Source organism: Alcanivorax sp. IL2, assembly GCF_047495475.1.
Taxonomy (GTDB): domain Bacteria; phylum Pseudomonadota; class Gammaproteobacteria; order Pseudomonadales; family Alcanivoracaceae; genus Alcanivorax.
The window spans coordinates 472,767-497,229 of the sequence record NZ_CP179932.1; the positions used below are offsets into that span (position 1 = coordinate 472,767).

29 protein-coding genes are annotated in these 24,463 nt (G+C 59.6%); 11 read left to right on the plus strand and 18 right to left on the minus strand.

Going from position 1 to position 24,463, the window contains the following annotated elements; genetic code table 11:
- Nucleotides 1-206 precede the first annotated feature (206 nt).
- Nucleotides 207-1,313: a cellulase-like family protein gene (locus ACMG4N_RS02160; protein WP_414432777.1), complete on the minus strand. Its 1,107-nt coding sequence runs from the start codon at nucleotides 1,311-1,313 to the stop codon at nucleotides 207-209.
- A 160-nt stretch (nucleotides 1,314-1,473) separates the two neighbouring features.
- Between ACMG4N_RS02160 and ACMG4N_RS02165 the strand changes: the two genes are divergently transcribed.
- Entirely contained in the window at nucleotides 1,474-1,824 is a 351-nt protein-coding gene (locus ACMG4N_RS02165) for a hypothetical protein (RefSeq protein ID WP_297765247.1), read from the plus strand.
- Nucleotides 1,825-2,112: 288 nt separating this feature from the next.
- Here the strand turns inward: ACMG4N_RS02165 and ACMG4N_RS02170 are convergent, their stop codons facing one another.
- The gene (locus ACMG4N_RS02170; protein WP_414432779.1) at nucleotides 2,113-2,979 is read right to left on the minus strand and encodes a metal ABC transporter solute-binding protein, Zn/Mn family; all 867 of its coding nucleotides are present in this window, start codon (nucleotides 2,977-2,979) and stop codon (nucleotides 2,113-2,115) included.
- A gap of 262 nt (nucleotides 2,980-3,241) precedes the next feature.
- On the opposite strand from ACMG4N_RS02170, the gene znuC reads away from it, so the two are divergent.
- The 3 genes from znuC to ACMG4N_RS02185 all read left to right on the plus strand — a co-directional run bounded on the left by znuC (nucleotide 3,242) and on the right by ACMG4N_RS02185 (nucleotide 6,300).
- On the plus strand, nucleotides 3,242-4,015 hold the full coding sequence (znuC, locus tag ACMG4N_RS02175; RefSeq protein WP_414432780.1) for a zinc ABC transporter ATP-binding protein ZnuC: 774 nt from the start codon (nucleotides 3,242-3,244) through the stop codon (nucleotides 4,013-4,015).
- Nucleotides 4,008-4,790: a zinc ABC transporter permease subunit ZnuB gene (gene znuB / locus ACMG4N_RS02180; protein ID WP_297768082.1), complete on the plus strand. Its 783-nt coding sequence runs from the start codon at nucleotides 4,008-4,010 to the stop codon at nucleotides 4,788-4,790. Before znuC ends, znuB begins: the two co-directional genes overlap by 8 nt.
- A gap of 205 nt (nucleotides 4,791-4,995) precedes the next feature.
- Complete coding sequence (locus ACMG4N_RS02185; RefSeq protein WP_414432781.1) at nucleotides 4,996-6,300, plus strand: MATE family efflux transporter; 1,305 nt, start codon at nucleotides 4,996-4,998, stop codon at nucleotides 6,298-6,300.
- A gap of 18 nt (nucleotides 6,301-6,318) precedes the next feature.
- Here ACMG4N_RS02185 and ACMG4N_RS02190 read toward each other — a convergent pair whose 3' ends face one another.
- From ACMG4N_RS02190 to rd, 7 genes are all read right to left on the minus strand, one after another.
- Entirely contained in the window at nucleotides 6,319-6,804 is a 486-nt protein-coding gene (locus tag ACMG4N_RS02190; protein ID WP_414432783.1) for a hypothetical protein, read from the minus strand.
- Nucleotides 6,805-6,974: 170 nt separating this feature from the next.
- The gene (locus ACMG4N_RS02195; protein WP_414432784.1) at nucleotides 6,975-7,616 is read right to left on the minus strand and encodes a hypothetical protein; all 642 of its coding nucleotides are present in this window, start codon (nucleotides 7,614-7,616) and stop codon (nucleotides 6,975-6,977) included.
- Nucleotides 7,617-7,725: 109 nt separating this feature from the next.
- Nucleotides 7,726-7,962 carry a DUF5062 family protein gene (locus tag ACMG4N_RS02200; RefSeq protein ID WP_297767363.1) on the minus strand — a complete coding sequence of 79 codons (237 nt, stop codon included), beginning with the start codon at nucleotides 7,960-7,962 and terminating at the stop codon, nucleotides 7,726-7,728.
- A complete protein-coding gene (locus tag ACMG4N_RS02205; protein WP_297767366.1) occupies nucleotides 7,962-9,041 on the minus strand; it encodes a GGDEF domain-containing protein in 1,080 nt (359 codons plus the stop codon). The genes ACMG4N_RS02200 and ACMG4N_RS02205 overlap by 1 nt, the downstream gene beginning before the upstream one ends.
- Before the next feature lie 290 nt (nucleotides 9,042-9,331).
- The gene (locus ACMG4N_RS02210) at nucleotides 9,332-9,712 is read right to left on the minus strand and encodes a hypothetical protein (protein WP_297767369.1); all 381 of its coding nucleotides are present in this window, start codon (nucleotides 9,710-9,712) and stop codon (nucleotides 9,332-9,334) included.
- An 85-nt stretch (nucleotides 9,713-9,797) separates the two neighbouring features.
- Nucleotides 9,798-10,946, minus strand: a complete 1,149-nt coding sequence (locus tag ACMG4N_RS02215) for an NAD(P)/FAD-dependent oxidoreductase (RefSeq protein WP_297767372.1) — start codon at nucleotides 10,944-10,946, stop codon at nucleotides 9,798-9,800.
- A 61-nt stretch (nucleotides 10,947-11,007) separates the two neighbouring features.
- A complete protein-coding gene (gene rd, locus ACMG4N_RS02220) occupies nucleotides 11,008-11,172 on the minus strand; it encodes a rubredoxin (RefSeq protein WP_035245853.1) in 165 nt (54 codons plus the stop codon).
- 257 nt (nucleotides 11,173-11,429) lie between these two features.
- Between rd and ACMG4N_RS02225 the strand changes: the two genes are divergently transcribed.
- From ACMG4N_RS02225 to ACMG4N_RS02245, 5 genes are all read left to right on the plus strand, one after another.
- Nucleotides 11,430-11,987 (plus strand): chorismate--pyruvate lyase family protein, encoded by a 558-nt coding sequence (locus tag ACMG4N_RS02225; RefSeq protein ID WP_297767377.1) that lies wholly within the window; start codon nucleotides 11,430-11,432, stop codon nucleotides 11,985-11,987.
- A gap of 152 nt (nucleotides 11,988-12,139) precedes the next feature.
- Nucleotides 12,140-13,012 (plus strand): 4-hydroxybenzoate octaprenyltransferase, encoded by an 873-nt coding sequence (gene ubiA / locus ACMG4N_RS02230; protein ID WP_297767380.1) that lies wholly within the window; start codon nucleotides 12,140-12,142, stop codon nucleotides 13,010-13,012.
- Between the two features lie 208 nt (nucleotides 13,013-13,220).
- Nucleotides 13,221-13,925, plus strand: a complete 705-nt coding sequence (phoB, locus tag ACMG4N_RS02235; protein ID WP_290511767.1) for a phosphate regulon transcriptional regulator PhoB — start codon at nucleotides 13,221-13,223, stop codon at nucleotides 13,923-13,925.
- Nucleotides 13,926-14,036: 111 nt separating this feature from the next.
- Complete coding sequence (gene phoR / locus ACMG4N_RS02240) at nucleotides 14,037-15,347, plus strand: phosphate regulon sensor histidine kinase PhoR (RefSeq protein ID WP_414432787.1); 1,311 nt, start codon at nucleotides 14,037-14,039, stop codon at nucleotides 15,345-15,347.
- A 147-nt stretch (nucleotides 15,348-15,494) separates the two neighbouring features.
- The gene (locus ACMG4N_RS02245; protein WP_297767390.1) at nucleotides 15,495-16,079 is read left to right on the plus strand and encodes a TIGR00730 family Rossman fold protein; all 585 of its coding nucleotides are present in this window, start codon (nucleotides 15,495-15,497) and stop codon (nucleotides 16,077-16,079) included.
- Nucleotides 16,080-16,195: 116 nt separating this feature from the next.
- Here ACMG4N_RS02245 and ACMG4N_RS02250 read toward each other — a convergent pair whose 3' ends face one another.
- On the minus strand, nucleotides 16,196-16,729 hold the full coding sequence (locus ACMG4N_RS02250; RefSeq protein ID WP_297767392.1) for an REP-associated tyrosine transposase: 534 nt from the start codon (nucleotides 16,727-16,729) through the stop codon (nucleotides 16,196-16,198).
- A 97-nt stretch (nucleotides 16,730-16,826) separates the two neighbouring features.
- On the minus strand, nucleotides 16,827-17,369 hold the full coding sequence (locus ACMG4N_RS02255) for an NADPH-dependent FMN reductase (RefSeq protein WP_414432788.1): 543 nt from the start codon (nucleotides 17,367-17,369) through the stop codon (nucleotides 16,827-16,829).
- A 152-nt stretch (nucleotides 17,370-17,521) separates the two neighbouring features.
- On the opposite strand from ACMG4N_RS02255, the gene ACMG4N_RS02260 reads away from it, so the two are divergent.
- Complete coding sequence (locus ACMG4N_RS02260; protein ID WP_035245841.1) at nucleotides 17,522-17,680, plus strand: YqaE/Pmp3 family membrane protein; 159 nt, start codon at nucleotides 17,522-17,524, stop codon at nucleotides 17,678-17,680.
- Between the two features lie 66 nt (nucleotides 17,681-17,746).
- Here ACMG4N_RS02260 and ACMG4N_RS02265 read toward each other — a convergent pair whose 3' ends face one another.
- The 3 genes from ACMG4N_RS02265 to ACMG4N_RS02275 all read right to left on the minus strand — a co-directional run bounded on the left by ACMG4N_RS02265 (nucleotide 17,747) and on the right by ACMG4N_RS02275 (nucleotide 20,382).
- Nucleotides 17,747-18,607 carry a pirin family protein gene (locus tag ACMG4N_RS02265; RefSeq protein WP_414432790.1) on the minus strand — a complete coding sequence of 287 codons (861 nt, stop codon included), beginning with the start codon at nucleotides 18,605-18,607 and terminating at the stop codon, nucleotides 17,747-17,749.
- 95 nt (nucleotides 18,608-18,702) lie between these two features.
- Nucleotides 18,703-19,704 (minus strand): glutathione S-transferase family protein, encoded by a 1,002-nt coding sequence (locus ACMG4N_RS02270; protein ID WP_414432792.1) that lies wholly within the window; start codon nucleotides 19,702-19,704, stop codon nucleotides 18,703-18,705.
- A gap of 90 nt (nucleotides 19,705-19,794) precedes the next feature.
- The gene (locus tag ACMG4N_RS02275; RefSeq protein ID WP_414432794.1) at nucleotides 19,795-20,382 is read right to left on the minus strand and encodes an FMN-dependent NADH-azoreductase; all 588 of its coding nucleotides are present in this window, start codon (nucleotides 20,380-20,382) and stop codon (nucleotides 19,795-19,797) included.
- Between the two features lie 130 nt (nucleotides 20,383-20,512).
- Here ACMG4N_RS02275 and ACMG4N_RS02280 point away from each other — a divergent pair, with 130 nt between their 5' ends.
- Nucleotides 20,513-21,415, plus strand: a complete 903-nt coding sequence (locus ACMG4N_RS02280; protein WP_414432795.1) for a LysR family transcriptional regulator — start codon at nucleotides 20,513-20,515, stop codon at nucleotides 21,413-21,415.
- Nucleotides 21,416-21,507: 92 nt separating this feature from the next.
- On the opposite strand, the gene ACMG4N_RS02285 is transcribed toward ACMG4N_RS02280, so the two are convergent.
- Genes ACMG4N_RS02285 through ACMG4N_RS02300 form a run of 4 tightly spaced genes read right to left on the minus strand, consistent with a single transcriptional unit; the run spans nucleotide 21,508 to nucleotide 24,426 of the window.
- On the minus strand, nucleotides 21,508-22,212 hold the full coding sequence (locus tag ACMG4N_RS02285) for a hypothetical protein (RefSeq protein ID WP_414432796.1): 705 nt from the start codon (nucleotides 22,210-22,212) through the stop codon (nucleotides 21,508-21,510).
- Nucleotides 22,212-22,973 carry a hypothetical protein gene (locus ACMG4N_RS02290; RefSeq protein ID WP_414432797.1) on the minus strand — a complete coding sequence of 254 codons (762 nt, stop codon included), beginning with the start codon at nucleotides 22,971-22,973 and terminating at the stop codon, nucleotides 22,212-22,214. Before ACMG4N_RS02290 ends, ACMG4N_RS02285 begins: the two co-directional genes overlap by 1 nt.
- A 3-nt stretch (nucleotides 22,974-22,976) precedes the next feature.
- Nucleotides 22,977-23,183 (minus strand): hypothetical protein, encoded by a 207-nt coding sequence (locus tag ACMG4N_RS02295; protein WP_414432799.1) that lies wholly within the window; start codon nucleotides 23,181-23,183, stop codon nucleotides 22,977-22,979.
- Nucleotides 23,184-23,202: 19 nt separating this feature from the next.
- Complete coding sequence (locus ACMG4N_RS02300) at nucleotides 23,203-24,426, minus strand: DUF445 family protein (protein ID WP_414432801.1); 1,224 nt, start codon at nucleotides 24,424-24,426, stop codon at nucleotides 23,203-23,205.
- Nucleotides 24,427-24,463: the final 37 nt, after the last annotated feature.

Consider the following 24,463-nt stretch of genomic DNA (forward strand, 5'->3'; position numbering starts at 1 on the left):
AAAGCTTTTACCACAGAGGGCACAGAGTTCACTGAGGGAAACATTGCTTTGTTGTTGGCGGTGCGAAAAATCGCGGCGATTTTGATTTTCGAAACTCGCTTCTCGCAACTCGTAACTCAAACCCAGGTGAATCGCACCGCCAGCGGCGCCCCTACATTCGCTCTGTGTTCTCTGTGAGCTCTGTGGTGGAAATAGAGGGCGAGGGATTATTCCGACCCGGACAGGATCAGGTGATTCAGGTGCGCCAGGTATTCTTCTTCCCGCCACAGCCAGTCGTAGGCCGGGCAGGCCAACGAGGTGGGGGTCATGGCTTCCACGCCCTGGGTGAGGGCGCTGACCACCATCATTTCGTGCAGGTCCGCCCAGCCCGTGGGCAGGCGACGCAGATCGCGGGGCTGGCGCACGAAGCCTTCACCGATCACCGGCTGCAGCCGCCGCAGGCGGGTAAAGGCCATGCGACGCTGTAACTGGTCTTCCATGCGCCGCTGCCAGTGCATGCCACCGGCATCCAGTAATAACTGCTTCACCGGGCTGGCCAGACGCCGGGCCAGCCCGGTCATGGGGACCGCCTCGCCACTGGCCAGCCGATAGCGCGGATCATCATCCAGCCACAGGCTGAAATCGAGAAAATCCAGCTCACTGGTATCCAGTTGCCGCAACTGCTCGCTGATCCGGGTGGTGGTGCTCAGACCGATGGGCACGCCGGGAAACAGGGCGTGCAGGGCGCGGGGAATCTCCAGCAGATACGCTTCGATGCGCTCGGCGGCGCTGGCGGACCAGCGCTGCGGCAGAGGCCGGTCCGGGGAGCGGTTGAATACCCGGCGGGTAACGCCGTGGGCATAGGGCAGGGCGGGGAACTGGTGGCAGAAATCCACCCCGGCCACGTCATCCAGATACCCCCATTCCTGCACCAGCGCCAGGGTATCGCTCCACACCGCGATAAAATCTTCCGGGCGCCGCACAAAGGAACGACGGGCACGGCTGTCGTCCACAAAGCGGCTGCTGAACCACACCTTCAGGCCACGCTCGTGGGCGGATTGCAGCAGTTGCTGCAGGCTATGGCGAATCTTCACTTCCACCGGGTCATGGCCCGGTGCCTGCAGTTCGCAACGGTCCAGGTGGACGCCGTTTTCCGGGCAGGCAATCAGGTGGGGGCAAGGGTCCAGGCGCAGGGCATTGAAACCACGCTGCTGGGTTTCATCGAGCACTTTTTCCAGCGACGCAAAGGCGCCGTGACGAGTGTCACGGTCGAGCAGCCAGGATAGATCCCAGCAGGCCATCGCCAAGGGTTGTGCGCTATTTTGCTGTGCCATCCAGGCCCTGCACCCGTTTCAGATTAAGCGCTCCAGCATACCGTTTTCCCGGACGGCCTCAATGGCCCTGTGCCCGCCCGGTAATTTTTGACCCGCCTTGACACTTGATGGCGCTCACAAGCCGGTTTCCCCCCGGGTAAGGGAGCGCTATGATCGGGTTATGAAAAAAATAATGATTGCCCTGTTAATGGCCCCGGGCCTGGCCGTGGCGGCAGAACAATTGCCTGACTCTGCGCCACCGGATGATGATGCCCCACAAACCCGGGAGCAGATCCCCGCGCAGCCACTGAACGGCAGCGAGCTGGAGGCCATGTATCTGGAATCACCACGTGAGTTGGATACCAGTGATGAAAGCCGGGGCATGAATGCGGTCAGCCCTGAGAGTCGTTATCTGGAAGACGAACAGCAGGAGTTGCGCCAACGGCAGGCGGAAAACGTGCGCCCACCGGAGCTACGCGACAATACCCCACCGCCACCACCACCCACGTTGATTCCGATCCGGGAGCTTTAGGAGCTGCGAGTGACGAGCGGCGCGAACCGAGCCTTGGCGAGGGAGGGGTCTTTATGTAGGAGCTATGCTTGCATGGCGAATCGCGCTTGCGCGGAAATCGACCGCAGGGCGCTCAGGAATCTCAGGGTTCGACAGGTTTCAGAAAAGAATGGCGGCTAGTTTGATCTTTGCCGCCTCGCTACGCTCGGGTTCGCCATGCAAGCATAGCTCCTACAGCAGCTTCGTAGAAATTGCGGACTACGGGGAACGTTGCACCCTTCCCCTATCCTACGCTCGTAGCTCGTAGCTTCAGCCCGCACCCGCCTTTTGCAGACACGCCTTGAACCCTTCCACCAGCCGGTCTCGCCAGGTCAGATAATCCAGTTCCGGATAGTCCCGGCCCAGCGGGTCCAGGAGCTGTATCTGGCAATCCGGGCACAGGCGAGTGATCAGGGTGGCGCGGGCTTCCGGTTCGCGGATGGCGCAACGCACCTGCTGGTCGCGGATCTGGCTGGCCAACTGCACAAACCGACGACTGCCCGGCCCCGCGTCCAGTTGCCGGGACACCACCAGCGGCTCCGCCAGCCCCAGTGTCTCGGTGAGATAACCCCAGGGGTGGTGATAGCTGAGCCAGGGAATGTCGCTCAACCCCGCCAGTGCCTGGCGATGATCACCCTGACGGGCGGTGGCGGCCTGCTGCCAGCGGGCCGGCTCACCCTGATTCAGCCCCTGCGGGTAACGCTGTGCCAGCGCCCCGGCCAGCAGCAGCATGTTGTCCAGCGACAGCCACAGGTGCGGGTCCAGGGTGACGTCGCCGTGGTCCGCATCATGGTGGGCGTGGTCATGATCATGCCCCCCTTCCCGACGATGGACACCTTCCAGCTCCAGCAGGGCGAGGGTGGGGCCCTGCCGACGCGCTACCAGCGGTGCCAGCGGCGCCTCCACCGTCTCGCCCAGCCATACCAGGAGATCCGCCTGCTGCACCAGCATGGCCTGCCGCGGCGACAGCGCCAGCTGATGAGGATTCTGGTTGGCCTGCAACAGGGTCTCCACCTGCACCTGGCCGCCATAAAGCCCGCGTAGCACCTTGGCCAAGGGCTCCACACTGGCGACCAGGGTCTGGCTCCAGGCAGGGGAGGAGAGAAGGAGCAGAATTGTCAGCCAGAGACGGCGCATGGAATTCCTCAAACTCGAATTACGTTGGGGGGGAAGCAAGCTACAAGCTTCAAGCTGCAAGGCGCGGGATTAATCCGGACCAACCGTCCAACTCTTCTGCCGCGCCGCAACACCTTGGGCCTGAAGCGCGGCGATAACCAGGTAGCCGGCACAGTCTTCCTCGCGCCTTGTAGCTTGCAGCTTGAAGCTTGTAGCTAACCCTCAGTGCAGGCGAAAGGCCGGCAGTATATCATTGCGCCTTTGTTCTTCGGGCCCTTTTGCTATGTCGGAACCTCTGATCAATGTGCAGGCGGTGTCAGTCACCCTGGGTGGCAACAGCGTATTGTCCGAGGTCAGCCTGAATCTGGCCCCCGGGCGCATCACCACGCTGATCGGCCCCAATGGCGCCGGCAAAAGCACCCTGGCGCGGGTGGTGCTGGGTCTGGTCACGCCATCCTGCGGCTCGGTGGACCGCCGCAAGGGGCTGCGCGTGGGCTACATGCCCCAGCACATCAAGATCGACGACAGCCTGCCGCTCACCGTGGACCGGTTTCTGTGGCTTGCCGCGCCCGGCCCCACCTCCGCCCGGCGGGGAGCGCTGGAGCAGGCCGGCGTGGCCCACCTGCGCCGCCGCGCGGTGCAGCAGCTGTCCGGCGGCGAGATGCAACGGGTGCTGCTGGCGCGCGCGCTGCTGCGCAAGCCGGACCTGCTGGTGCTGGACGAACCGGCCCAGGGGGTGGACGTGGCCGGGCAGAACGCCCTGTACGGGTTGCTCAAGTCGGTCCGCGATGATCTGGGCTGCGCCATCCTGCTGATTTCCCACGACCTGCATCTGGTGATGGCGGCCACCGACGAGGTGATCTGCCTGCAGCGTCATGTGTGCTGTTCCGGCAGCCCGGAATCGGTGAGCCGGGACCCGGCCTACCACGAGCTGTTCGGCCCCGGTGCCGGCACCCCCAACCTGGCGCTCTATACCCACGATCATGATCACGACCATGATCTGCATGGCGACGCCCAGCCGGGCCATCAACACGACGGGAATTGCCACCATGATTGAGCTGTTGTTGCCGCCGCTGTTCGCCGGCCTGGCCGTGGCCCTGGTGTCCGGGCCCATGGGTGCCTTTGTGGTCTGGCGGCGCATGGCCTTTTTCGGTGACACCCTGGCCCACGGCGCCTTGCTGGGTGCGGCGCTTGGCCTGGCACTGGATATCAGCCTGTATCTGGCGGTGGTGGCTGTGTGCCTGGGCCTGGCTGGCGCCCTCACCGCGCTGCAACACCAGCAGCAACTGGCCAGCGACACCCTGCTCGGCATCGTCGCCCATACCACCCTGGCGCTCGGGGTGATCGCCATCAGCCTGCAAGAGGGCATTCAGGTGGACCTGTTTGCCTATCTGTTCGGTGACCTGCTGGCGGTGGGCTGGCAGGATGCCCTGGCTCTGTGGGCCGGTGCCATCCTGATTCTGCTGCTGATGTTGTGGCAATGGCGATCACTGCTGAGCATCACCGTCAGCGAGGAGCTGGCCCAGGTGGAAGGGGTGGCGGTGCAGCGCACCCGGCTGCTGCTGATGCTGTTGCTGGCACTGCTGATCGCCGGGGCCATCCGCACCGTGGGGGTGCTGCTGATCACCTCCCTGCTGGTGATCCCCGCTGCCAGTGCCCGCCGCCTGACCCATACCCCGGCGCAGATGGCGGCGGTGGCCAGCGTGCTGGGTACTCTGGCGGTACTGGCCGGTCTGGCGGTTAGCTGGTTTGCCAATACCCCGGTGGGGCCGTCCATCGTGGTCGCCGCCAGTAGTTTGTTTGTGCTGACGTTGCTGCGGAAACCCGCCTGACGGCTTCTCTCTGTAGGAGCACCTCTTGAGGTGCGAACCGGCCGGCACGAAAGGACCGTACCGTTAGGCCATTTGCCACTTTTCAGAAACCTGTCGAGCCCTGGGATTCCTGATTGCCCTGCGGGCAATTTCCGCGTTTGTACGCGGTTCGCGCCTCAAGAGGCGCTCCTACAGCGGCTTCGTAGAAAGGTTTTTCGGAGTTTGAATGAGTCTATCCCTCAACCAACGCATCTGGATGCTGGCCTGGCCGTTGCTGCTGTCCAACCTGACCGCGCCGTTGCTGGGGCTGGTGGACACCGCCGTGGTGGGGCATCTGGACCACCCGCGTTATCTGGCGGCGGTGGCGCTGGGTGGCAACTTTTTCATGTTCCTGTATTTCTCGTTCAATTTCCTGCGCATGGGCACCACCGGCTTTGCCTCCCAGGCGCGGGGCGGCGAGAAGGACACCCGGGTGGTATTACTGCGCGGCCTGTTGCTATCCACCGGGCTGGGGCTGGCGCTGATTGCCCTTTCACCACTGCTGCGGGAAACCGGCCTGTGGCTGCTGGGTGGTAGTGACGATGTGCAAGGTCTGGCCGGGGATTACATCAACATCCGCATTCTCGGTGCCCCGGCGGCGCTGGCCAATTTTGCCCTGATCGGTTTCGCCATCGGCACCCACAATACCCGGGTGCCGCTGAAGATGACGGTGCTGATGCACAGCACCAATGCCCTGCTGGACGTGCTGCTGGTACAAGTCTGGCATCTGGATGTACGCGGCGTGGCCATTGCCAGTGCCACGGCAGAATACGTGGGGCTGGCCGGCGGCCTGTTCTGGCTGCGCGCCGCCCTGCGTCCACCGGCACGGCAGGAACGGCTGTGGCAGCCGCACGCCATCCTGGCATTGATGGCGGTGAACCGGGATATCTTTCTACGCAGCCTGGCCCTGCTAAGCTGCTTCTTTTTCTTCGCCGCCCAGGGCGCCCGGCTGGGTGACGCCGTGCTGGCCGCCAATGCAGTGCTGATCACCTTCCTGTTGCTGCTCAGCAACCTGCTGGACGGCTTTGCCAACGCGGCGGAAGCCCTGGTGGGCGAGGCGCACGGCAGGAACGATCGCCAGGCCCTGGGCCAGGCCATTGGCGCCACCGGGCGCTGGACTGTGGCCTGTGCGGCACTCGGTCTACTAGCCTTCAGTCTCGGCGGTGTGCCGCTGATTCATCTGCTCACCGACCTGCCTGATATCCGCGACACGGCCATTACCTATCTGCCGTGGATGCTGCTGTTACCGCTCACCGCCAGTGCCGGCTTCTGGCTGGACGGCATCTTCGTGGGCGCCACCTGGGGAGCCGCCATGCGTAACACCATGCTGGTGTCGGTGGGAATCTTCTTTGCGCTCTGGGCGCTGACACGAGGATGGGACAACCACGGCCTGTGGCTGGCCATGAACGGCTTTATGGCTGGGCGGGGAATCTTGATGGGCTGGGTGCTGAAACAGCGGCTGGCAGCACCTGGCTATCAGCGGCAGTCGTGACAGGCACTCGAAATCTCGCTACTGGATAGTCTGGGTAGAGCGTGCACAGTAGCGTTTAGCCGTTTCGCCCCCGGCACTACGAACCTTTTTCAAACAAGCGCTGTAGCTATTGCGTGGAATAACCTGCAAAGACTGATCCCGAATCACCACTTCATAGGTGTGTATGGGGTTGATCTGACCACTTTTATCCCAGCCGCTGAAGTCTTGGCGACCCAGAGCACAGGTATAACTGAGGCTGTAAGTAAAACCACGCACTGCATTGGTGATGTGGGAATAGACCTGCCAGTTGCCATTGCGGCCGTACATCATTTCCCGCTTGCAGCTTTTCAGATCAGTGATGACGTCATCCTGAAAGAACACCACCTGATTGTAGGTAGTACCATCCAGATCGAACCGTGCTACCAAGTATACTTTCTCATCCTGCTCCGCCAGTACAGGCTGAAAAAACGCCGCCAATCCCGTCACCAGTGCTGCAGCCAGTGCCCCCGAAATTCCTTTTTTCATCTGTATTCCATCTATTTTTTTAAGGCATAAACCGTACCGAACTCAGGCAATGGCTGCCAGCGGCATCGATAAACGCAAAACCGCCCCGACTGGCGGAGCGGCTTTACGAGCTTGGAGTGCCGGGTCCTGCCATCGACAGAGTTGAATTGCAGGACGTCAGCTGCGTTTGACTAACGCTTCAGCGCCCCATCCTTGTCCAGCTGCGAGACGATGCTCTTGGCGAAGCCCTGGGCGCCATGCTTCAGGCTGTCCGGGTTCATGCTGCGCGACTGGGCCTGCCACACCGGGCGCTTGCGCTCCACGCTGTAGACCTGGGTCTGCAGGTAATAATCCTTGGCGTTGTGATAGTAACCGGGCTGATAGATCGCGCCGTAGCTGTGGCCCACATAGGGGCCGTAGCCCAGATACATGGGGGCAGAGGGCACGGGCACATAGTCCACCTGGGGCAGCACATATTCGGAGCGCTCTTCCACTTTCAGCAACGACACCACCATGACGCCGTCGGCACCGCTGGCCTTGACCGCAGCCTCGACCTGGGCACGGTACGCCTCTCGTTCGGCCTCTCGCTCACCCAGGGTATCGCTGGCCAGGGTGGCTTCCACAGCGCGATGATTCAGGCTTTTGCGCATCTGATTTTCGGCCGTGGCGGCAACCGCAGGGTCATCCGCCAGCACCAGCACATAAAGGTGCCGGAAGGTGGGATGAGATTCACCGGTTTTGGTCTGCCAGGTGGAATGGGTTTCGGTGGTGGTGGCGCAGGCGGTCAGCAGCAGGAGCATAGTGGCGATAGCCAACAGGGGATTGCGTCGCATGTCAGGTCCTTTTGAAGAGAGGCATTTCCATCGGGCGCACGAGTCCACGCCCACAGGATCAGGTTCAAGGATTTTTATAACAGACCAAAAACCAACAAGCGATACCAGGCTATTTTTGTTTTGACGCCCAGATGGCCAGTTTGTGCTGAATGGACGGCTGGGACACCTGATCCTCCGGCAACGGCTGAATCACCTTGTCGTGCACCAGCAACCGGTAGATGTACTCCAGCTTTTCCGACGCTGAATCGGTGGCCTCGAACTCCACCACGCCCCGCTTTTCGGCGTAGTCCATGCCTAGCGTAATGGCTTTCTTGACCAGTTCTTTTTCGTTTTTCAGTTTTTTCATCAGCTGCACACATCCGTCTTGTCGGGGACCTCGTCAGGGTCGCCATTTTTGTTGCTGTTTTTTTGAGAATACATACAGCTATCTGCATGCCTTAACAGACTATCAGCGTCTTCGTACTCATTGGGCCCTGTCTGCGTTACCCCCATACTGATGGTCACGTCAGGGCAGCACTCCGCCAGCAAGGTCTTCACCCGCATGCAGTAGGTCCCTATCGTCTCGTCTTTCGTTGCGTTGGCTAGTACAACACAGAACTCGTCACCACCGAAACGCACACAGGAATCCTCCCCCCGGGCTGTTTCCAGCAGGATTCGGCCCAGCTCCTGCAGCACCTTGTCGCCGTGGGCATGGCCTTTCCTGTCGTTGATCTCCTTGAAGTTGTCCACATCCACGAACACCATCGATACCGGTTCGTTACGACGCTGGGCTGACTGCAAGGTTCTGTACAGATCTTCATGAAGATAGCGCCGGGAGGTCAGCCCGGTCAGTGAATCCGTGCGTAATTCACCGGTGCGCCTGGCCACGGTATCCTCCAGGCTTCTGGCGTATTCTTCTGTGCGATTTCTGGCTGTCTCGATTTCCGACAACATGCTCTGGATGTAGGTCTCGAACACCAGGGTGACATCGAAATAGATCAGCTTGTCCAGCGCCCGGATCACTTCCGGCGTGGCCCCCTCTTCCTTGCCCTCGCGATCGATACATTCCAGCAGCAGAGAGCGCAGCAAGTGTACTGCGGACAGATACAGCTTGGGCTCCACGCCGATGCGCTTGTGGACCAGGCCGATTCGTAAACGATTGTTGATGTACTCCATGCCATACACCCCGGAAAAGAGATCCAGGATGTAACGCCGCTGGGCACACTGGAGCCGATCCAGGGTATCGGCGTCGCCGATCAGATTGGCGATATCCGGGTTGCTGGTCTGAATCCGGTAAAAATCATCCACGATGCGGTCAATGTGGGCGCAGATCAGCGGCCTGCAATCCACCAGAACCGCCGTATCCCTGCTGGTGAAATCCAGCAGTCGCTTGCGGTCGTCCACTTCCAGCTCGGTGATACGCATCTGCTCAAGCAGCGTTTTCATTGCAGTCTGCATGACTCACTTCCCCCTATCCTTGGCGTAGGGAAAGCGGACAAAACCAGGCCCCGTTAGCATTCAGAGACGTTGAACAACGTCCGCTTTGGACTTCTCCCCTCACTAATGGATATTACGCTCCTGCGCAGGACTCCCCCAGCAAAATGGGCATTACACGGATATATGGTAAAAGTTGGGCACAAGCGGTAGGCAAGAATTGGCAAATTCGCCGTGTTTGAGGGGAACAGACACAACAACGCCCCGATTGGCGGGGCGTTGTGCGATGGAGGCAGGGCCGCTTATTTTTTGGTCTTGCCCGGCATGATGAACTTCATCAAGGTCATGAACCACATCAGCTGGCCCGGGTCGCCTTCGATCTTGATATCGCCGGCCTGCATGCCTTCCATGAAGGCCATCTGGTTCTTGCCGGCCACCTGCAGGGTACGGAACGCGTAGTTGGCGTCCTTGAAATTCAGGGTGACGGTGGGCTGACCATGCAGACCACCCTTGGACACCACCTTGCCCGGCGTGAAGTGAAAGCTGCGCGCCGGCTTGCCGTTAAAGGTACGCCACTGCATCACCACATCGCGGTTTTCCAGCTGTTTGCGAAATCCCGCATCACGCCAGGCCAGCCAGCGCAGACGCCAGCCGAGGACCAGCAAAACCAGTGCAAATTTCATGGGCGTTCCTTTGTTTGGTTGCCGATTGTAGGAGCGCCACCCGGGCGGTTCGCCATGCAGGCATAGCTCCTACGGCGGGCCGCCGTTAGGGCATCAGTGGCGGCAGTTCCTTGTTGAGCTTCATTTTCTCTTTCACCGCATCACCGGTGAGCGCGTAGCCCTGCAGGCTGCCATCCTTGCCACGGAACAGGGCCTGGACGTTGTTGCCGTCTTCCTGGATCTCCCATTCGCCGTTGTCGTGGTCCGCCGGCGGACATACCACCACCGGGCAGGCCGGGGTCTTGATGGTGACCGGCATGACACCGTAGCTCACCGCAGTGGTTTCACCGGCCAGGGTCTTGGCCAGGGCACGGGCGGAGGCCATCAGCGGCAGCACGTAGGGCAGTACGTGGCCCTGCACTTCGGCGCAGTCGCCCAGGGCATAGATGTCGTCAGCGCTGGTCTGCAGGGTCTTGTCGGTGATAATGCCACGGTTGATGGCCAGGCCGGCTTCCTTGGCCAGGGCAATACGCGGACGCAAACCGATGGCGGATAGCACCACGTCGGATTCGATACGGGTACCGTCGGACAGCTCGGTGACCAGCTGGTTGTTATCACCGTGGTTCACCGCCTGGGCCAGAGGACCAAAGTGGAAGGTCACGCCCAGATCCGCCAGACCACGGCCGACCGCCGCAGACGCCGGCTCCGGCAGCAGCAGCGGCAGGCAGCGGCCCTGGGGTTCCACCAGGGCCACCTCATAACCACCGTTGGACAGGTCGTTGGCGAATTCACAGCCGATCAGACCACCGCCCAGAATGGTGACTTTCTTGGCCCCCTTCAGGGCGGTGCGGAATTTGCCGTAGTCCATCAGATCGTTGACGGAGAACACATCACCCACGGCATCGCCTTCCAGCGGTGGAGTCCAGGTATCGGCACCCAGCGCCAGCACCAGCTTGCTGTAGTCCAGGTGGTCGTCCGGCAGCAGCACACGCTTGCCGGAGGGGTCGATTTCCGCCACGTGCACATCGGTGCGCACTTCCACATTGAACTGCTCGGCAACCTTTTCCGGGGTGGCCATGCACAGGTCATCAGCGGTCTTTTCCTTGGTGAAACCGGCAGACAGCATGGGCTTGGAATAGTTACGGCCGTCGTCGCTGGTGAGCACAACGATGGGCGTTTCCTTGTCCAGCTTGCGGAATTCCTTGACGGTATTAAAGCCGGCAAGGCCGGAACCGATGATGACGATAGGTTGCATGAACAGTCCTTAATTAATCAGTGAACGGGCGGAATGACTGTGTGGATCAGAGCGTAACGGCTCAGATTTCCACCATCTCGAAGTCGTCCTTGCCCACGCCGCAATCCGGGCAGACCCAGTCTTCCGGCACATCATCCCAGGCCGTACCGGGGGCAATACCCTCATCGGGCAGACCTTCGGCTTCGTCATAGATGAAACCGCACACTACGCATTCCCACTTCTTCATCGTGAACCTCGTCGAATTGGAGTAAGTACTCGCTTACTCTGCTACATACAGGGTGTATCTCGGGGGGCGATAACCTATCGGCGCACGCCCGAAAAATCAATGACATTGGGCACTGGCACGCATTGGCGCCGGGGTCCATTGGCCTGGCCCAAGGCCATTCTTGCTTGCCGGCACGCGCTCGCAGACCGGCGCGCCGCTGACTTGCCCTGAGTCACCGCTTGCGCCATAGTCCTGCGGCCTGCGATGTTGAGAGACCCATGCTGCCTGCCGCCCTGCATCCTGACAGCCTTTGGCGCCCGCTGGAACAGCTGGTGCTGCCGCCCCGTATCCGCGACTGGATGGCGGATCCGGCGTCCCTGACCCTGCGCCTGAAGCGCCACGGCCAGTTCCGGGTAGAGCCCGGCTATCACGCCATCAGCTTTCCCCGAGCCGACGAACGGCAACTGCTTAACCTGGCGCCCCGCCGGGCCGCGCTGATCCGCGAGGTCACCCTGCTGCTGGACGACACCCCGGTGGTCGCCGCCCGCAGCGTTCTGCCCCTGGCCAGCCTCACCGGCGCCAATCGCTCCCTGGGCCATATGGGCAGCCGCTCTCTGGGCCTGGAACTTTATAAACGCCCCACCTGCCTGCGCGATCAGGTCTGGGCCCGTCTTGGAAGCCCTGCAGAAGCCATGCCAGTGTGCTGGGGTCGCCAGTCCCGTTTCATCAAACGCGGCGAACCCCTGCTGGTGGCGGAATACTTCCTGCCGGCGCTGTGGGAGAAGGTGCAAGCTTCAAGCTGCAAGCTACAAGGCGCGGGCAAGAGCCTTGGTTAAACGACAAGGTTATCGCCGCGCTTCCATTTTTGGAGCGTTGGAAGCGGCGGCGCGGCTCCGGCGATTTCGGTTGGCTACACGCCTGATTCGCGCCTTGAAACTTGCAGCTTGTAGCTTGAAACTCATCTCCGCCCCTGACAACCGGATGTCCCATGTTTGCCTTCGTTGAACAACGCTACCCCCAAGCCTGGCCCTATATTCAGCTGATGCGGCTGGATCGCCCCATCGGCACGCTGCTGCTGCTGTGGCCCACCCTGTGGGCGGTGTGGATTGCCGGAAATGGCACGCCGAGCCTGAAAACCGTGGTGATCTTCATTCTCGGGGTGATCATCATGCGTGCCGCCGGCTGCGTGATTAACGACTTTGCCGACCGGGATTTCGATGGTGACGTGGAACGCACCAAAGGTCGTCCGCTGGCCACCGGTGCCATCAGCGCCAAGAAAGCCCTGGCGCTGTTCTGCGGGCTCGGGCTGCTGGCCTTTGTGCTGGTGCTGTTCCTCAACGAGCTGACCTTCTGGTTGTCCTTCGGTGGCCTGGGGCTTGCTGTTCTCTATCCCTTCACCAAACGCTTCACCTTCATGCCGCAACTGTTCCTGGGCGCCGCCTTCAGCTGGGCCATCCCCATGGCCTTTGCCGCGGAAACCGGGGCCGTGCCGGAAATTGCCTGGCTGCTGTATGTGGCCAACCTGGTGTGGACCGTGGCCTACGACACCGAATACGCCATGTGCGACCGGGAAGACGACCTGAAACTGGGCATCAAGAGCACCGCCATCCTGTTCGGTGATGCGGACCGGTTGATGATCGCCATCCTCCAGGGCCTGACTCTGCTGGCTCTGATCATGGTGGGGCAGCGACTGGACTTTTCCTGGCCCTGGTACCTGGGCCTGGGCGGCATGACCTTGAGCTTCCTGTTCCAGCACAGCCTGATCCGCTACCGGGAACGCTGGCCCAGCTTCCATGCGTTCCTTAACAACCACTGGGCCGGGGCGTGTGTGTTTGTCGGGTTGTATTTCCAGTACTTCTGAGCGGCGAGCTTCTAGCTGCTAGCTACAACGCGAAGCTCCATATCTAGCCACCGGCACATGCCCTGGATTCGTGTTGCTGCTTGTCGCTTAAAGCTTGTAGCTCGCCCCCTTCTTGCTTTTCCTGCAAAATCCGACCAACTTGTCATACACATGTCACAAAAAAGCAATCTAATAGGGCATCACAACAGACAGGCAAGGAAGGAAAGCCATGTCCCGTAACCGTATTTTGATTGTTGACGACGAGCCCGCCATTCGGGAAATGGTGGCCGTTGCTCTGGAGCTGGCCGATTTTGATGTGCTGGAGGCGGAAAACGCCCAGCGTGGCCACGAAATTATTGTCGATGAACGCCCGGATCTGGTGCTGCTGGACTGGATGCTGCCGTCTGTCACCGGTATCGAGCTGGCCCGCCGCCTCAAGCGTGATGAGACCACCAACGAAATCCCCATCATCATGCTCACCGCCAAGAGCGAAGAGGACAACAAGATCCAGGGGCTGGATGTGGGCGCCGACGACTACATCACCAAGCCGTTTTCCACCCGTGAGCTGATTTCCCGCATCAAGGCAGTACTACGCCGGGCTTCCAGCACGGCGGCGGACAAGGCCATCGAAGTGGAGGGTCTGTGCCTGGATCCGGTGAGCCACCGCATCAGCGCAGACGATGAGCCGGTGGACATGGGGCCCACGGAATATCGCCTGCTGGAGTTCTTCATGAGCCACCAGGAACGGGCCTACTCACGGACCCAGTTGCTGGATCAGGTGTGGGGCGCCAACGTGTATGTGGAAGATCGCACCATCGATGTGCATATCCGCCGCCTGCGCAAGGCACTGGCCCCCTTCGGCTACGACCGCTTTATCCAGACGGTACGCGGCACCGGCTACCGGTTTTCGGTAAAATCCGCCAAAGCAGGCTGAAGCGTCCCGTTCTGCATAGCGCATTGCGCGCAATCCGGAGAGGTGGTGCAATGCGGGTCGGTTACGGTTAATGCACCTACGTAGCCGCAACGGAGCGGCGGAAGCGAGATCATGAAAGCCAGTCTGGCCAAGGAAGTAAACCGCATAGTCGGCCTGATCCTGCTGTCCGTGGTGGCAGCGCTGGCGGTGGGCCACATCTGGCCGCTGATAGTGGGTCTGCTGGGCTATATCATCTGGAGCACCCGGCAACTGTTTGGCCTGTACAGCTGGCTGGTCCGCGATGACCATACCGAGCCCCCGGACAGCATCGGCCTGTGGGGGGAGTTCTACACCCGCCTGGAACACCTTTTTCAGAAAGAACGCCGCGCCCAGGAAAATCTGCAGGGCATCATTCACCGTGCCCAGCAATCGGTGAATGCCCTGGAAGACGTGGTCATCCTGATCGACCAGCACGGCTACCTGGAATACTGGAACCAGGCCGCGGAACGCTACATGGGGTTCAACGCCCGCCAGGATCTGGGCCAGCCGCTGACCAACCTGGTCCGCCATCCGAAATTTACCGAATACCTCAGCCAGGGGGATTTCCGCGACGCCCTGGAGATTCCCTCACCGGTGGACGACAACCGCATCCTGCAATTTCGCGTGACCGAGTTTGGTGTGGGCGAACAGCTGATGATGGCCCGTGACGTGACCCGGCTCCATCACCTGGAGCAGATGCGCAAGGATTTCGTGGCCAACGTGAGCCACGAACTGAAAACCCCGCTGACCGTACTCAAGGGTTACCTGGAAACCCTGCTGGACACGGTACCGGAGGAACAGTCCCGACTGCGCCGTGCCCTCGCCCAGATGGACAACCAGTCCAACCGCATGGAGGCTCTGGTCTCGGATCTGCTGTTGCTGGCCCGGCTGGAAGGCACCGACGCGGACAACCTGAGCCAGGCGGTGCCGGTCCATGGCATGCTCAAGCGCATGCGCGAGAATGCCATGGCGATCAGCGCCGACAAGGGCCACAGCATCGAGCTGGATGTGCCCGAAGAAGCCCGCCTGATCGCCAACCCGGCAGAACTGGAAAGCGCCTTCGGCAACCTGATCACCAATGCGGTGAAATACACCCCCGCCGGTGGACAGATCCGCATTCGCTGGTGGCAGGATCAGCGAGGCGCGCATCTGGCAGTGAGCGACAATGGTGTCGGTATCGACCCGGCCCACATCCCGCGCCTCACCGAACGCTTCTACCGCCCGGACAACAGCCGCGTCACCGAAACCGGCGGCACCGGCCTGGGCCTGGCCATCGTCAAGCACGTGATGATCCGCCACAACGGCAAACTGGAAATCAAAAGCGAACTGGGCAAGGGCAGCGTCTTTACCTGTCACTTCCCGGCGGATCGGTTGGTGAGTAAACCCACGGCGGTGGCAGGGTAAAAAACCACTGTAGGAGCGCCGCTTGAGGCGCGAACCGAGCGTAGCGAGGCAGCAACTCAAAGGCGATATCCTCGCCGAGGCTCGGTTCGCGCCTCAAGCGGCGCTTCTACAGCTGCCTCTAGCCACAACGAACAAACGGCGATGCCCATGAAAAGAATCTGCGTCTATTGCGGCTCCAGCCCCGGTGAGGGAAACGACTACATTCAAGCCGCCGAAGGGCTCGCTCAGGAACTCGTCAGCCGTAACCTGGGATTGGTCTATGGCGGCGCCAGCGTAGGCGTCATGGGCGCCATCGCCAATGCGGTCATGCAGCGGGGCGGCGAGGTGATTGGCATTATTCCCGATGCGTTAATGCGCAAGGAAATTGGCAACGACCACCTCACCGAATTGCGTGTGGTGCGCTCCATGCACGAACGCAAGGCCGCCATGGCCGATTGTTCTGACGGCTTTATCGCCTTGCCCGGCGGCATGGGTACGCTGGAAGAAATTTTTGAAATTCTGACCTGGGCGCAACTGGGTTTTCACCACAAACCCTGCGCCCTGCTGAACATCAACGGCTATTACGACCACCTGATCACTTTCCTCGACCATGCCGTCAGCCAGGGCTTTCTGCGACAAGAACACAGAGGCCTGTTGCAGGTTCACGACACCCCCGCCGCGCTGCTGGACAGCTTCGCGGATTATCAGGCGCCGGATGTCACCAAATGGATTCGTCGCGAAGCGCAGCTTTGAGTTTTCCTGCAAGGCCTGCAATGGTGCAGTTCGCCTTAGGCTCAGTGACACCCTACGTCCGAATCTTGTGTAGGGTGCCACTGAGCCTCGGGCGAACTGCACCATAAACCACACCATCAGTCAGGCACCTTCCCGACCAGCCCCTCCAATCCCCCGGCCCAATCCACGGCATAAACACCACGCCGAACCCAATGATGAAACGTGGAATAGGGCCAATCCTGCACCCGTGAAACCAGGCCATGCTTCACCGGATTGATATGCACATAGTCCATATGCGCCCGATAATCCTGTTCATCGCGAATGCAGTGTTCCCAAAAGCGGCGCTGCCAGATAGCTCTTTCATCACGCCTTATGCGAGATGGATTCCGGCGTTCCACGCGAGGTATTTTTCGGGAGAAGGCGGACTTGATCAGTCGCCAGCGCCGAATGTAATCATCGTCGGCGTCAGGGAGCTGCAAGACGCAGTGGAGATGATCCGGCAGTACCACCCAGCCATGAATACGGAAAGGGTGGTCGCTTTTCACTTTGCGAACAGACTCTCGCAGTACATCCACATGCCGGACAAGCAAATCGTGGCCGCCTCGCTGTTGCAGATTGACGGTAAAGAAATAGCAGCCGCCTGGCTTCCAGACACGGCGGTACATTGGCATCTTTTCACATCCTTGTGACAAGACATTATGGGTATGGGGTTAGGTGCAGTTCGCCCTAGGCTCAGTGGCACCCTACGCCCAAGGCGAACTGCATCATTTACTTCAGGGTGTCGGCCCAGGCCTGCAAGGCCGTCAGCTGCTTGGCGATCATGTCCTTCGTTGCCTGGTCCTGCAGGTCGCCATTCTCATCACATTTTTCATGGGCTGCAGAGACGAACACTTCCGGTTTGTTGAGCGGGTGCACATCCAGGAAGACCAGCACCTGACGCAGGTGATACTGGCTGCGGCTGGTGCCCATGCCCCCCATGGAGGCGCCCATGATGGCGGCGGCCTTGCCGGCGAAGATGCCACCCGGGACCCGAGATAACCAGTCGATGGCATTTTTCAGTACACCGGGGATGGAATAGTTGTATTCCGGGGTGGCAAACAAGAAGGCATCCGCTGCTTTTACCTGTTCTGCCAGGGCAGTCACCGGAGCAGGGCGGTCGTCGCCATCGTCATCACCGTTATAGAGCGGGATATCACTGATGTCCGCTTCAATGATTTCCATTCCCGACGGCACCAACGCCCGGGCGGCGCGAACCAGGCCGCGGTTGTAGGATTTCTCTCGCAAACTGCCTGCTATAGCCAAAACCTTCATGCTGTCTCTCCTTTCCCTGATATCTCGCAACGCCCAGCTTCCCGGAAAATCACGGTGTCAGCAATGCAATCTGTGCCGCAATTTGTGTTTTTTTAACAGACGCTATGGCATAAAAAAATTACAGTGAGATTTTCGGACTCAAGGAGAACCGCATGGATCTGTTACGTATTCTCATCGCCATCCTGCTTCCACCACTGGGGGTATTTCTCCAGGAAGGGATTGGCAAGCATTTCTGGATCAATATCGTGCTGACCATTCTCGGTTACATTCCCGGCATCGTGCATGCGGTCTGGGTGATCGCGTCACGCTAGCGGCCAACATCTTCGCAAAAAAAAGCCCCGGCAAGTGCCGGGGCAGGGTGGGGTTGGGTGGAGCCGCTACAGGGATGACGGCTCGGCGGTCAGGGTGCCGTCGCGATAGTCACTCAGGGCCTGGTTGATCTCGTCCTGGGTGTTCATCACGAAGGGGCCGTACTGGGCAATGGGCTCGCCAATGGGCTTGCCTGCCAGCAGCAACAGCCTGGCACCGTGATCACCGGCCACCAGAGAGACCTTGTCACCGTCAGTGAAGGTGGCCAGGTGGTCGCTCTTTACCCCCTCGCCGGCCACGCTGACCTGACCTTCGAACAGGTACAGGAAGGCGTTATAGCCCTGTGTCAGTGGCACTGTCACTGTTTCGCCAGCGCGCAATTTCACGTCCAGGTAAAGCGGATCGGTACTGCCGCCGTTTACCGGTGCCTTGATCACCTGATTGCCGATGGTGACTTCCCCGGCAATGGCCTTGATCTGGCCTCCCGTGGGCAAATCCAGGCGCGGAATCTCGGTATCGGTAATGTCCCGGCATCCAGCGGCTTTCATTTTTTCCGCCGCCGGCAGGTTGATCCACAGCTGGAAACCGCGCAGTAAACCATCCTGTTGCTGCGGCATTTCCTCATGAATGATGCCGCGACCGGCTGTCATCCACTGCACACCGCCCTGCTGCAGGTCCCCTTCGTTACCCAGATGATCGCGATGCTTCATGTGGCCTTCCATCAGGTAGGTCACCGTTTCAAAGCCCCGGTGTGGGTGCGGCGGGAAGCCGGCGATGTAATCATCCGGGTTATCGGAGGAGAACGCGTCCAGCATCAGGAAAGGATCCAGGCGCACCATGGGGTTGTAACCCAGCGCGCGCTTCAGGCGAACGCCGGCACCGTCGGATGTATCCAGTGCGCGAATGGTGTTGAGAATTGTGCGTTCCATGGGAACCTCCTGCCTTGCGGCCCTGTGCTGCAGGAGCGGCGCTTGAGACGCGAAGCACGGTATCGATTCGCGGCTCAAGCGCCGCTCCTGCAGAGTTAATCAGTAATCTCTCTTTCCCCCAGCCGTTCTCGACCGTGGGGTGAATCCCAATCCAGCTCTGGCCCGATGGAAATAATCCCGTGGGGATTGATCGTCGGGTGGCTGCGAAAATAGTGGTGGCGGATATGCGCCATATTCACTGTCTCCGCTACGCCGGGCAGCTGGTAAATTTCTTTCAGAAACCCGTTCAGGTTCGGGTAGTCCACGATCCGCTTGCGGTCACACTTGAAGTGGGTGACGTACACCGGATCAAAGCGCACCAGGGTAGTCCACAGCCGCAGATCCGCTTCGGTGAGCGTGTTACCCACCAGATAGCGCTGCTCGCCAAGACGTTGCTCGAGGGCATCCAGCTGCTCAAACAAGGTCACCACCGCTTCATCGTAGGCGTCCTGGCTGGTGGCAAAACCGGCCTTGTAGACGCCATTGTTTACGTCGTTGTAGACACGCTCGTTGATGGCATCAATCTCCGCCTGCAACACCTCCGGATAAAAATTGCCCGGCGCCGCACCCAGCGCATCAAAGCTGGTGTTGAGCATGCGGATAATTTCTGCGGACTCGTTACTGACAATGGTCTCGCGCTGCTTGTCCCACAACACTGGCACGGTGACGCGGCCGGTGTAGTTGTCATCCGCCTTCAGGTACAACTCATAGAGCTTGCTGAAACCATAGAGCGCATCGCCGCTGGCGCCGTCAAAGTCATCGCGCAGTTCCCAGCCGTTTTCCAGCATGTGCGGATGCACCACAGACACGCCAATGTGGTCCTGGAGACCTTTCAATGCCCGCACGATCAAGGTGCGGTGGGCCCAGGGACAGGCGTAGGACACATACAGGTGGTAACGACCGCTTTCTGCCTGAAAGCCACTGTCGCCACTGGGTCCGGCGCTGCCGTCGGCAGTCACCCAGTTGCGGAACTGGCTCTCGGAACGCTTGAAACGTCCACCGGTGCTCTTGGTGTCGTACCACTTGTCCTGCCATTTGCCATCGACCAGCAGTCCCATGATGTTCTCCCTGTTGCAGAATTAGCGTTTGATCGCAGGAGCCAGGCCTGGGCATGGTTCGCCATGCAAGCATAGCTCCTACAAGCTGGATCACTGCAGCGCTGCCCGCGCTTCGCTCATGGCCTTTTCTTTGCTCTCATCACCCATGTTAAGCCCTTCCGCATACACGAAAGACACATCGGTGATGCCGACAAAACCGAAGAACAGCCTGATGTACGGGGTTACCGTATCGTTTTCGGTACCGGCATACAGTCCACCACGGGCGGCCACTACGGTCACTGGCTTGTCGTTCAGCAACCCCTCGGGACCGTTCTCGGTGTAGCGGAAGGTGATACCGGCCCGGGCCACGTGGTCGATCCAACTCTTCAGCTGGCTGGGAATGCCGAAGTTGTACATGGGCAGGCCCAGCACCACCTGATCCGCATCTTTCAGCTCTGTGATCAACGCCTGGGAAAAGTCTTCTACCGCCTGCTGATCATCCGTGCGCTGGTCTGCCGGCGTAAAGAAGGCACCGACACGTTCGCCGTCCAGATGTGGAATGGGATCGGCTGAGAGATCCCGAACAACCACGGTAGCTCCAGGGTGTTGCGCTTTCAGGCGCTCCACCTGCTCGTTGACCAGGGTGGAGGAATTGCCGTTGTCGCCGAAAACACTGCTCTTGATAACCAGAATATTCATGACCCCAACTCCATATTGTGTCCGTGCCGGCTGGGTGAGCCGATGATTTGTTAACGATGGGGCTATTGTGGATTCAGCAAATACGATATAAAACGGGACAAACTTGTACATTTAGCTCAGGAATTTCGATATGTCAGCCAAAATCAGCCTGGACCAGTGGCAAGCCCTGATTGCCGTAGTGGACGAGGGCGGTTACGCCAGCGCCGCGGAGGCGCTGGACAAGAGCCAGTCCGCCATCAGTTACGCGGTGCAGAAGATCGAGACCGAACTGGGCGTACGTGCCTTTGCCTTGGAAGGCCGGCGGGCCAGGCTCACCGAGACCGGGCAGATGCTCTACCGTCAGGCCAAGGTGCTGGTGGAAGAGGCCAACCGCATCGAGAGCGCCGCCATTCAACTCAGCCAGGGCTGGGAACCTCTGGTACGCGTGGCCGCTGACGCTCTGTTCCCCCAGCATTGCATGCTGTCGGCCCTGGATGCGTTTGCCCAGCACAGCCCGCTGACCCGGGTCGAGTACAGCGAGACCGTGCTGTCCGGCTCCGATGAGGCCCTGCTGCGCAAGGAGGCGGATGTGGTAATCGGCGGACGGGTACCGCCGGGGTTCTTCGGTGATCAGCTGATGCGGGTGCGTTTTGTGGCCGTGGCAGCGGCGGACCATCCGCTCAATCAGGCGGACAGCCTCACCCATGAGGATCTGCGCCAGCATCGGCAAATTGTCATTCGCGATTCCGGCAGCCGGCGCATCGATTCCGGCTGGCTGGGGGCCGAGCAACGCTGGACCGTGTCGCATCCTTCCACACGTATTGCCGCCATTCGCCGCGGACTGGGATTTGCCTGGGTGCCGGAATCAGAGATCGGCGATGGTCTGGAAAGCGGCGCGCTAAAGGTGCTACCACTGGAGGAGGGCGTTGAACGGTTGGTGGACCTGCATCTGATCTATGCGGACGGCCAGTATGCCGGCCAGGCCGCCCGCTACTTGGGCGAGCGAATCCGCGAAGCCGCCGCAATTCCGTGCCCGGGGGTGACGGTGTCTTGATGGTTTTCACCACAGAGAACACCGAGCTCACTGATTTTTAAACAAGGGGTTTTCTCAGTGAACTCTGTGTTCTCTGTGGTAAAGCAATGTTGTTATTCTTCCTGCACCCGCGACTCCATGGGCCTGAGCATCAAATCCTGCAATGGCAGGGTCAGGCGGGTGTCGGTAAGAATAATGGGCAGCGCCCGGTTATCGGGCACCACCCGGGCCTCGAATACATTGGTGATCGGTGCACTGACTTCCTTATCAAGATTGATGGCCGTACGCAGAACGGTATCCACCGGCGGGTGGATGGTCTGGTTGAAACCCACCTGCACCGGGCCGTCATAAACAAAACGGATCTGGGTATCCACCGGCACTTTCAATGACACCGGCACCTCCAGCTTCAGGGGCAGCTCCCCCTCTATGGGCATGCGCGGCAGCCATTTGGAAATCAGTTTGGTGTCGCCTTGGATCGCCACCGTGGTCTCGATGGGAATCACATCCTCATACTCAATAGTCATGCGCAGGGGCACCATGGTATCCAGGGCCAGGTTGGCCTTGTAAGTGCCTTTCAATGGTAGCGGCAGGGCATCGTGCTTGAAGGGGACATCCACCTCCACACGACCTCGCAGAGTGATGGCCGCCTCTTCCTCGGCGCGCGTTTGCACGATCAGGGTTTCCGGCAGATGCAGCAGCGCATGCTGGTCCTGCAGACCGATACCGATAACAATGCGGGTGTAGAGCACAAACCCCAACACCAGCCCCACCACGATCACAGCCAGGGCCACCCAGCCCCACAGAATCCAGCGCCCCATCAGGGCTGCTCCTCATCCGCTGCCGTTATCTCAGCCTCGTCGCTCACCTTGGCGTCATCACTGTCGCTGAAAGACAGTCCCACTTCTCGCAGCGGCAACTTCAAATCCATTTCCGCGATCAGCGCATCCGCCGGTTCCAGAATGGTGGCACTGGCACGGAGCCTGGAGCGTACCGGCACCTGCATGGCGCTCTTCAGGGGAATCGATGTCTTGATATTCGCCTTCAGCGGTACCGACAGGTCTTCGAGAATGTCTACTTTCGCCGGAGCGTTGAATTGCAGTTTGACCAGCTGATCCACCGGCACATTCACATCGATGGGCACATCCGCTTTCACGGGTAACTCGCCCTTGATCGGCACAGTGATCCACTTACCCAGCACTCGGGCACGGACTTCACCGTCCACCGGAATAATCTGGTCCAGCTTGATAGTGTCTTTGAGCGGCACATTCATCTTGATCGGTACCGCATTATCGAAGCCCACCTGCACGTCCAGGGTCTCCTTGACGGGTAGAGTCAGGGTCTGGTCGATCGGCACCGTGGTGTCGATGACCGTGTCGATCAAGATGTCCAGATCATCAAGAATATCGATGCCCACAGACATGGGTTCGGGCACCACGACACTGGCTTGCTGATCGCGCAGCAACAATTCCGCGCCCAGATTTTTCCATACCCACCAGGCCAGGTAGGCACCTATAGCAAGGGCAATGATCAACAGTACACCAGCACCGATCACAAACGATTTGCGAATGGTAATCTGCATGAATCAGCGCTCCGCCTGGCTATTATCCGTGATCGGACCATCCTGCAAATGGCGCAACACTTCCTGTTTGATTTGCTGACGGATTTCCTCATCCACCGCCTGTTCCATACGCACGCGCAAACGTCGACGCGCCCGCCGCCATGACCACGCCAGGCCAGCGCCGAAGCAAAGCGCACACAACAGGATCCAGACCACCATTAGCGTAGACATGCATCACTCCCGGACAGCATCAAGAGAACATCACCAGCAACTGGAACACACCGACCAGGAAGCCAAGGAATGCGCCTACGGCAATCAATATCCATTCATCCTGTTCGAATGCCGGGCGTAACATGCCTTCAAACTCTTCCGGTTTTAAACTCTGCAAACGGGTGGAAAGTGTGTTTTCCAGATCCAGCGCATCGTTGGCATAGTTTTCAATATGCTTGAGCGTATCCGGCAATCGGCTGACCAGTTCTGAAACGGCGGATTCCTTCATGTCTCGATAGTTCTGGGTGCCAACCGCAAAGGTCACAAACGGCTTGGCAAAGCTGGTCTGTTCATCCACCGCTTTCTGCACATGCTTGCCAATCATGGCAAACACCTTATCGGAGTAAGGCCCCTTGAGGATCCCTTCAATAATGTTGGCCGGCGTCAGTACATAGGAAGAGACGAGGCGACCATAATCGCGTGCCACTTCATCCTGCCGCTTCATGAACAGGCCCTGCACATTGAACGGACCCAGACGCATCAGCTCCTTGGGATTGAAGATCATTTGCAGGGCAATCCAGTTGGTGGCATAGCCCACCGCCAGACCGAAAACCGGCAGCAACCAGGAGCCCTTGTAGAAGATCCAGGTGATCATCTGGAAGGTACCGAAAATGCCGCCAAAGTAGAGACCGGAGCGACCGATAAACTTGAATTCCGCCGCACCTACTTCCTGGAAAATACGGTTAAGCAGATCCTTGTCCTTGGTCAGGTTGGTGATCACCATGTCCTTGAGATCATACATCTGTGCAATGTTGATCTTGATCTGTTTCATGATGTCGGAAATCAGTCCGGGCGCTTCTTTCTTTACCCGTTTATAGACCTGCTTCTTTACCATTTCCGGCATGGATTCCCACAAACCGGGCTCATGCTGACCCATGATGGAATCCACCACGTCTTCGATCATGCCGTTAAGGGGCGGCTCCAGCTCACTGGCAATCCGTTCCGGATCAAGACGGTCAAAAATTTCTTCCTGGGTAATCAGGTAGGTGGTGATGGTGTCTACAGAGATGGCAGCCATCTTCGCAGCCCGGCGCGGAATGATGCCTTGCCAGCCCAGAAAAGGGGGTTTGCCAAAAAATTCTACCGGATAAAACATCATCTTGATCGCAATCACATTGGTGGCGTAACCCACCACTGCACTGATCAATGGCATGGATAAATACAGCCAGATGTTATCGGCAAACTCGTTGATATACGCTTCCATGTGGCCTCGCTTTTCGTTCTTTTTAATACCTTTCAGT